Source organism: uncultured Winogradskyella sp., from assembly GCF_937958655.1.
Classification (GTDB): Bacteria; Bacteroidota; Bacteroidia; order Flavobacteriales; family Flavobacteriaceae; genus Winogradskyella.
Genome location: NZ_CALGNH010000075.1, coordinates 1 through 7,759, shown reverse-complemented (window position 1 = coordinate 7,759; position 7,759 = coordinate 1). Strand labels below are relative to the sequence as shown.

The 7,759-nt window shown below is 31.8% G+C and carries 12 protein-coding genes; 4 read left to right on the top strand and 8 right to left on the bottom strand.

Annotation, left to right across the window (positions count from 1 at the left end):
* Together Q0800_RS12820 and Q0800_RS12815 are read left to right on the top strand one after the other, a co-directional pair.
* The coding region (locus Q0800_RS12820; RefSeq protein ID WP_299130461.1) for a sigma factor-like helix-turn-helix DNA-binding protein at positions 1 to 218 on the top strand (218 nt) is incomplete at its 5' end.
* A 52-nt stretch (positions 219 to 270) separates the two neighbouring features.
* Entirely contained in the window at positions 271 to 882 is a 612-nt protein-coding gene (locus tag Q0800_RS12815) for a DEAD/DEAH box helicase (protein ID WP_299130460.1), read from the top strand.
* Here Q0800_RS12815 and Q0800_RS12810 read toward each other — a convergent pair whose 3' ends face one another.
* Positions 883 to 1,278 (bottom strand): hypothetical protein, encoded by a 396-nt coding sequence (locus tag Q0800_RS12810; protein ID WP_299130459.1) that lies wholly within the window; start codon positions 1,276 to 1,278, stop codon positions 883 to 885.
* A 118-nt stretch (positions 1,279 to 1,396) separates the two neighbouring features.
* Here Q0800_RS12810 and Q0800_RS12805 point away from each other — a divergent pair, with 118 nt between their 5' ends.
* Positions 1,397 to 1,840, top strand: coding sequence for an Lrp/AsnC family transcriptional regulator (locus tag Q0800_RS12805; protein WP_299130456.1), 444 nt, complete (start codon positions 1,397 to 1,399; stop codon positions 1,838 to 1,840).
* 106 nt (positions 1,841 to 1,946) lie between these two features.
* Here the strand turns inward: Q0800_RS12805 and Q0800_RS12800 are convergent, their stop codons facing one another.
* From Q0800_RS12800 to Q0800_RS12790, 3 genes are read right to left on the bottom strand one after another with little or no spacing between them, the layout of a single operon-like run.
* Positions 1,947 to 2,717 carry a DJ-1/PfpI family protein gene (locus tag Q0800_RS12800; protein WP_299130454.1) on the bottom strand — a complete coding sequence of 257 codons (771 nt, stop codon included), beginning with the start codon at positions 2,715 to 2,717 and terminating at the stop codon, positions 1,947 to 1,949.
* Positions 2,718 to 2,723: 6 nt separating this feature from the next.
* Positions 2,724 to 3,104 carry a VOC family protein gene (locus tag Q0800_RS12795; protein WP_299130452.1) on the bottom strand — a complete coding sequence of 127 codons (381 nt, stop codon included), beginning with the start codon at positions 3,102 to 3,104 and terminating at the stop codon, positions 2,724 to 2,726.
* Positions 3,101 to 4,315, bottom strand: coding sequence for an MFS transporter (locus Q0800_RS12790; protein ID WP_299130450.1), 1,215 nt, complete (start codon positions 4,313 to 4,315; stop codon positions 3,101 to 3,103). Before Q0800_RS12790 ends, Q0800_RS12795 begins: the two co-directional genes overlap by 4 nt.
* Before the next feature lie 234 nt (positions 4,316 to 4,549).
* Between Q0800_RS12790 and Q0800_RS12785 the strand changes: the two genes are divergently transcribed.
* A complete protein-coding gene (locus Q0800_RS12785) occupies positions 4,550 to 5,152 on the top strand; it encodes a DUF1684 domain-containing protein (protein ID WP_299130448.1) in 603 nt (200 codons plus the stop codon).
* Here Q0800_RS12785 and crcB read toward each other — a convergent pair.
* The 4 genes from crcB to Q0800_RS12765 all read right to left on the bottom strand — a co-directional run.
* On the bottom strand, positions 5,149 to 5,517 hold the full coding sequence (crcB, locus tag Q0800_RS12780) for a fluoride efflux transporter CrcB (RefSeq protein ID WP_299130446.1): 369 nt from the start codon (positions 5,515 to 5,517) through the stop codon (positions 5,149 to 5,151). The genes Q0800_RS12785 and crcB overlap by 4 nt on opposite strands.
* Positions 5,518 to 5,554: 37 nt before the next feature.
* Positions 5,555 to 6,568 carry a GyrI-like domain-containing protein gene (locus Q0800_RS12775; protein ID WP_299130444.1) on the bottom strand — a complete coding sequence of 338 codons (1,014 nt, stop codon included), beginning with the start codon at positions 6,566 to 6,568 and terminating at the stop codon, positions 5,555 to 5,557.
* Positions 6,569 to 6,860: 292 nt separating this feature from the next.
* On the bottom strand, positions 6,861 to 7,265 hold the full coding sequence (locus Q0800_RS12770; protein WP_299130441.1) for a helix-turn-helix transcriptional regulator: 405 nt from the start codon (positions 7,263 to 7,265) through the stop codon (positions 6,861 to 6,863).
* A gap of 123 nt (positions 7,266 to 7,388) precedes the next feature.
* Positions 7,389 to 7,759, bottom strand: a 371-nt coding sequence (locus Q0800_RS12765; protein WP_299130439.1) for a T9SS type A sorting domain-containing protein, incomplete at its 5' end; no start/stop codon positions are given.

The window sequence follows — 7,759 nt, the reverse complement described above, 5'->3', positions numbered from 1 at the left end:
ATAGAGATCCAATTTTTCTTTCCGATATCATGGGTCTTAAGCAAAAGGAAATTGCTAACAGACTTAAATTACCATTACCAACAATAAAGTCTCAAATTCAACGTGGCAGAAAACAAATTGCGCAAGGATTTATGGACTGCTGTGGTTATAAAATGAATAAAAAAGGTTACTTGGTAGGTGAAATACAAGACAAAGCCGACTGTAAAGTTTGTAGTTAATGTATCTTTGTTTGAGATAGTAAATAGAAGTTTACTGTTTTAAATTCATAAAATGTCTTTCAAAAAACTACATCCTTTATTAAAAGAATCTTTAGTCAATGAAGGTTTAGAAGATTCTAATGCGTTTCAAAAAAGAGTATTACCCACTTTAAAAGGTGGAGCAGATGCTTATATAATAGCACCAAAAGAAAGCGGAAAGACTACAGCGCTTATCATTGTAACGATTCATAAATTAAAAGCTGCAGCGTTTGAAGATTCACCAAGAGCTATAATCGTAGTAAAAGATAAAGCAGAGGCACTAGCTTTAAAAGATGAATTTGAAAGATTTACTTATAATACAGATTTACGACTCTATACGCTTTACGACGAATATGATATAGAAAAGCAAAAAACAGAAATTTATCCAGGTCAGGATATCATTATAGCAACACCGGTAAGATTAAGTAAGCTTTATTTTTTAAATGGTATTCATTTAGGTGAAATACAATTATTTGCTATTGAAGATGCAGATTATTTAGGCAGAAATAATACTTACAATCATATTTTGCGCTTATCAGAAAGCCTTAACAAATGCCAGTATGTAATAACTGTTGAAGAAATGAATTCTAGAATTAAGAACTATCAGAATGCATTTATGAGTAATGCTCAACGTATCAGACTATAATTAAAGCGTCAACATCCAACTGCGTTGTAGTTTTCTAAAGCTTTTTAATTCTCCTTTTAGAATAGGAAGATAATCTCTTCCACTACTTTTAGAGCGTTCTAATCGACGGCAGTTACTATAAAGTTTATTTGTTAAGCGTTCTAAGCGCTCTAAATGCTTATGTTTTTTTTCAGAATAACGTTCGCGCTCTGCGTTAATAATTTCTGGTGCTAAATTTGTAGATTGTTGCACAATATCGCCAGAAAAATAGATATCATTATCCTCAGAACCATCTGCGTTTAAATACGATAAATCTTGGCTGATGTAGGTAGATATGCTTCGCGATAACATAATAATATCCATAGCCTTTCTGTATATAGGCAAATCTGGCAAGTGAGACGGTAAGTTGTAATTCATTTTTTCAATAGCAATTACTACAAAATTACGGACTACTTATGATAATATGCTTTAATAATTAAAGTAAAAAGCTATATTTGCTTTAGAATATGTGTTAATTTTTGTAAAAAAGTTTAGAATGGGCTTAGATGCGCTTAACTGGAAGATTTTGAAGTGTTTACAAAATAATGCTAGGCTATCTAATGCAGAAATTGGACGCCGCGTTGGCGTGAGTTCTCCGGCTGTTGCAGAACGTATTAAGAAAATGGAAGATGCTGAAATTATAGAGCGTTACGCTACGGTTGTTTCTCCGATTGAGGCTGGTTACCAAATTAAAGCAATTATAACTTTAAGGGCCTTTATGGGTATGCTAAAACCTTTTCTTAAAAAAGTGAAAACCTATGATGAAGTTATTAATTGTTACAGGATTACAGGTAATGAGAATATAGTTATGGAGGTCGTCCTTAAAAATCAAAAGCATCTCGAAACCTTTATTGATCAGTTAATTACTTATGGTGAATGTAAAACCCAGATTGTGTTGTCTCATGTAGTGAAACATAGTGAGGTTAAGCCTTTAGTTTAGTAGAATGTAGATAGTTCTCAGTGGCCAGTTAGTAGAAGGATTGGGACATTGGGCGATTGTTACTTGTGTTTATTTTAGTTTTGTTCCTTGCTTATTTTACATTAACTTATGGTATTATCAAATGCTCTACGTTTTCTAAATCCCAATCTATCACTAATCCGCCAGCTAAGGATTTAGCAATCTCTTTCCCATATAAATACTCACTCAAATAAAGTGCAGCTTCAAAAGATTTTGCTCCGCCAGCTGAGGTGATATATTTCTCATCATGTACAAACAAAACGTCTTTTCTGATGTCTAAATTCGGAAACATATCTCTCATAGCATCAATATCACTTGGAAATGTAGTAGAAATTACATTGTTTAATAAACCTGCTTTGGCTAATACAAATGCACCATCGCAATGCGATGTTATAAACTGAGCTTCTTTATCTATCTTACGCACAAAATCTAACATGACTTCGTCATCCAAATCTGAATCTAAATGATGCTCTGCACTAGGTACAACGAGAATATCAATTTTTGGAAGCGCATCTGTTACATAATTAAAATCTGGTAATAAACGCATACCTTCAAAAGTTGTAATTGGTGCATCTGTATTAGCAACTGTAAAGACATTCATTGCTTTTATACTATCTCTAAAAATAGTGTGTTGAAAAATATCAAAAGGTGCAGTAAGTTCAGTATTATAAGTGCCGTCCATAATTAAAAATGCAACGTTGTATCGGTTAGGTTCTATTTTTGGAAATTCTTTAGGTATAGTAACAGCAACGATTTGACCTACTTCATAAGAGCTTTCATATTCAACAATCATTTGTCCTTTCTCAGAAAAATTACAACTAACTAAAAGTAACACTAGTAAATATATAATACGTTTCATTTCTATTTATTTGTTTATTCGCCAAGGCGGATTCTTCCGATTTTCACCAGCATTATAAATAATAAGCTCATGGCCATCAGGATCTGTTAAATGTATATCAGTCCACAACCAAGATTGTTCGGTAATTTTAGTATTAAAAGTAATACCTTTTTCTTTGAGTTTTGTAACGGTTTCCGAAAGCTTATCAACTTCAAAATAGAGTCTTATCTTATTGCCCTGAGAAAGTTCATCTACATTGCTAATTGAAAATGTTGATTCTCCATTAGGGCACTCTAACCGTACATATTTTGGTAAGGCATCTACAATTAGTGTTAAACCTAAGGTTTTATAAAACTCTGCTGACTTTGATACATCTAACGATGTGATTGTAACTTGATTTAGATTCATGATTTTTCGTTTTTCACTCTATTAAATAACCAATAGGATAGTATAACTCCTAATAAACCATAACCAGCAGTAACTAGCCAATTAACTTGATAGCCATAAAGATCTATTATACTAAACCCAATTTTTGGACTAAAAATATGTGCTAGAGAAAATGACATAGCATACATGGCCATATAACTGCCTTCTAAACCCTCTTTTGCACGTGACAGTGCAAATTTATTTGTGTATGGAAAACCAAGCATTTCACTCAATGTCATTAGTACCATGCTAATGATTAATATTGCTATCCAAAAATTTTGATACAATACTAAAAAACTTAAGGTTAGTAATAGACAGGACATTATTATATGTTTTGTGACAGGAATCAATCGTTTTTCTAAATAATTTATAAGAGGCATTTCAAAAACTACAATAATTGCAACATTCAAAAACAAGAGAACTCCAATTTTAAATTCGTTAAGGTGAAATATCTCGTTATAATATAGTGGAATAGTTGTAAAAAGTTGAAAAAATGCCATTCCGAATAAAAAGCATATTACAGAATGAATCCAAAATGAAGTGTCTTTGTACACACTATTTTTATCTAAATTTTGATGTAATTCTCTCGTTTCAGATGGTTTTGTTTTAGGGTCTTTTACCAAATAGCTAAATAGTAGTATGGCTATAATACAAGTTATACCATCAATCCAAAATATAATATGATACCCTTTAAGAACAATAATTAAACCTGCTAAAGTGGGACCAATTCCCATACCAGCATTAATTGCTAATCTTAATAATCCAACTGATCTAGTTCTATTATCTGATGTACTGTAGGCTTTTATGGCAACAAAAACTGCGGGTCTAAAACTATCTGCAATAGACATGGTTACTAAGATACCAATGCAAAATCCCCAAAATGAAGCCATGTATTGTAATACTATAAAATTAAGTCCAGTAAGAAATAGACTTAAAATCATAACTTTATAAAAGCCAAAGATATCAGTTAATTTACCGCCTAGCCAAGAGCCAATAACAGAGCCTATTCCGAAGAAAACAAAAATCCAACTGATTTCATTATTGGAAAAGCCTAAATCTTTTTTTAAATAAAGAGAAAGAAATGGTATCACCATGGTACCAGCTCTATTAACTAAACTTATAAGAGAGAGATACCATATTTCTTTTGATAATCCTGTAAAGGATTCAACGTAATTAGAATAGAGCTTTTTCATTTTAGTGGTTGGTATAAATGTAAAAAGTCCGACGTTAACGTCGGACTTTTAAATATTGTTTAATAGTATATAAGTATAGCTACAATAGATAATGCGTCCGAATGCTTTCTAACGAAATCACACAGGTCTGCTTTGTATATCTAATGACTTGTAACATTATTTTTAATCTATTTAATAATTCAAAGCTACAATAAAAAATGAGAAATCGTATTTTTGGATTTTAAAATTATATTCATGAAGAATTTAGTGTTACTTTTTTTATTAGTGTTTTGGTTTAGTTGTGCACAAGAAAAGGAAGCAATTGCTGGGAAAACCGAATTTCAGAAACAAATCAATGCAGAATATAAAGATGCTACAACTTCACCATTAAAAGCTAGGGATTTAAAGACTTTTGAAGGTCTAGATTTTTTTAAGTTCGATTCTACTTTTGTTGTAAAGGCAACTTTAAAACGTACACCAGATTCTAAATGGTTTAACATGAAAACAACAACAAGCCGTGTTTCACCTGAACGTGTTTTTGGAATTTTAACGTTTAAAATTAGCGGATCCAAATATAAGTTAAACGTTTATCAAGGAAAAGATATCATGAAACGTGAAGGTTATGAAGATTATTTGTTTTTACCCTTTTTAGATAATACTAATGGTGAGGGTAGTTATGGAGGTGGTCGTTATATTGATTTGCGTATACCAGAAGGAGATCGAATAACTATTGATTTTAATTCTGCTTATAATCCGTATTGTGCATATAATGATAAGTATTCTTGCCCAATTGTGCCACGAGTTAATTATTTAGATTTAGACGTTAAAGCTGGTGTCAAAGCTTTTAAAAAACATTAAGCTTTTACTATATACATTCCAAAAAACACAGCTAAAAAACCAATTACAAAACTAGCAATAGTATACAATGCAAAACTGGTAAAGTCACCAGATTTTAAAAAGATATGATTTTCATACGCAAAGGTAGAAAATGTTGTAAATCCTCCGCAAAATCCTGTAGCTAAAAGTAAAGTCTGACTTTGAGATAAGGTTTCATTCTTTGCTGCCAAACCAAGTATGATACCTATAAGTAAACTGCCAATAATATTCGCAGCAAAGGTGCCATAAGGAATACCAGTTTCGGTATTGTTTAGCCATTTGCCGATTAAAAAACGCATTACACTTCCAAAACCACCACCAATAAATACAAGTAAAAGTTGTTTCAAATTATGAGTTAAAGTTCAACGTCGGTTTTATTTTCAATTACTCCTTTACAGGAACATAAATTTCTGTTATCCAATCTGCCGGATTTGGATAATTACCAGGATCGGTTGTGTAAATTTCAAAAGGTTTATGTTCCGATTGTTTTATTCCGTTTTCTGCCAAATGCTTCATAGTGGCTTCCCAAGCTTTTGGTAAATAGGTATAATTACCTTTAAGCGTTGTTTTGAGTACTCTTATATTTGGTATATAGCCTAGAGAAACATCTGAGTCGACAGGGATTTTAATACGTTCGATAACAGGGATACCGTTGCTCATAATCACTGTTTCTGCCATTTCATTATAAACAGTTAATGGCATACCAGATTGTTTTACGCCTTGCGTTCCCATAAATTGCATAATAGCAGCAAAGTTCTGACCCATTTTTGTACTAATGTTTTGTGTATTAGCATTGGTAGTTTTATATAGGTAAAATCCTCCGCCATATTCTGTAGTGCCATTTATTTCAACATTGTAGCGCGTCATATCTTCTTGTAAAACACTGTCAAGCATCGTAAGGCCTCTTTCAAAGTGCGGACCAATAAGTTTTTCCATTCCTCCCTTTACTATAGTATAAGCTTTAAAGTCAAAAGCCATGTCATCTCCTTTTATATTCCAAGTAACATCTGTGGTACCATCGTTATTGGATTTTAAAGTCCAAGTGACATCTGAATCTGGATTGTCTCCAAATTGCATTTTTTGAGAGATAGAGGTCATCGGCTCAGCGTCAACGGTCTTTATATTACCAATCCCATCTTCATCTTCCCATGCATAAGATCCGCCGATACCTTTGGTTTTCTCGGATAGCATAATTTTGGTCTCAGGTTTAGCTTCGACCCAGGAGTTCCAAGCTTCCCAATTCTTAAAATCAATGATATTGTTGTAAACAACAGCTTGAGGTGCATTTATGGTTTTTGTCCTAGTTACTTCAAAAGAATTTGGCTGTACGGCAATGTAAATGGAGAAGCCAATAATTAAAATAAGAACTAGCAATAAGACATATTTAAGTGTCTTCATTTTATAGTTTAGTTTAGTAGTTTCTCAAAGATAATAATTTTATGATAGGTCTTAGCGCTCTAAATATGCAGCCATAATTAAAAGGATGTTTACAAGAGTTTTACGACCCTTTTCTTTTTAGTATAGTTTATAAAATTTGATAAGGTTTGATGTTTAGAAGGTATTAACCAGAGGATGGAATGGGCTGCGAAAATAAATATTAACTGTACTATTAAAAAAGATAAAAATGCTAAAATTGTAAATTAACAAATTACAAGACCTGAAAAATTTAACAATTAATCGTTATTTGCCTTTAGACTGAATGAGATGTTGTTAAATTATAAATAAGAGCAACCACAATAAGGTGATCTTTTGCTTGGATTTTTAATTTCTTACGAATGTTCTTTCTATGTGTTTCTGCAGTTGAGGTACTTATATTGAGCTTTAATGCTATGTCGCTAGTTCTAAGACCTTCGCCGATTAAAAATAACACCTGTTGTTCTCTTGGTGTTAACTTTTTCGGGTTTGGAAATGGTCTACCCATTAGTAATTTTACAGCATTGATTATAACATCAATGAGCCTCTTGTTTTTAAAAATGTCTTTTAATTTTACCAGTATAGTAATTAACTCAGCTGTATTTATATGTATATTACGTCTTTTTAAATCAGAAATAAGATGTATAAGTTCGTCTTTTGCAGTAACTATTGGCTTTTGCATATTGTAAACTTATGGTTATATATGTTATAAAAAAATCCCCAATTAAGGGGATTTTAAACCATAGTTGATATTTAAATTTTACCCTAAAATTAATAGTAACCAACTATGCTAACTAACAGCTAATTATTGTTTTATAAATTGTTGAGTTAAATTTTTATTTCCATCTTTAATGCGAAGCAGGTAGGTACCATTAGACAGACCTTCAATATTTAATGCATTTTTGTTTCTGTTTAATTCTTTGGTTAAAATTAATCGTCCACTTATATCATAAATAGAAAGCTCAGCGTTGTTTGGCATATTAGTTCTAATATTTAACCAATTTGATGCAGGGTTTGGAAAAATAGAGACCTCGTATGGTTCTAAATTTTCAACGTCCAAGTTAGGATCTATATTAATAATAATAGATGCACGGATAATTGTTAAATCTGGTAGTGTAGGATTTGTAATTTCACAGAAGTATACACCACTATCACTTATTTGTGCATTAGTTATGG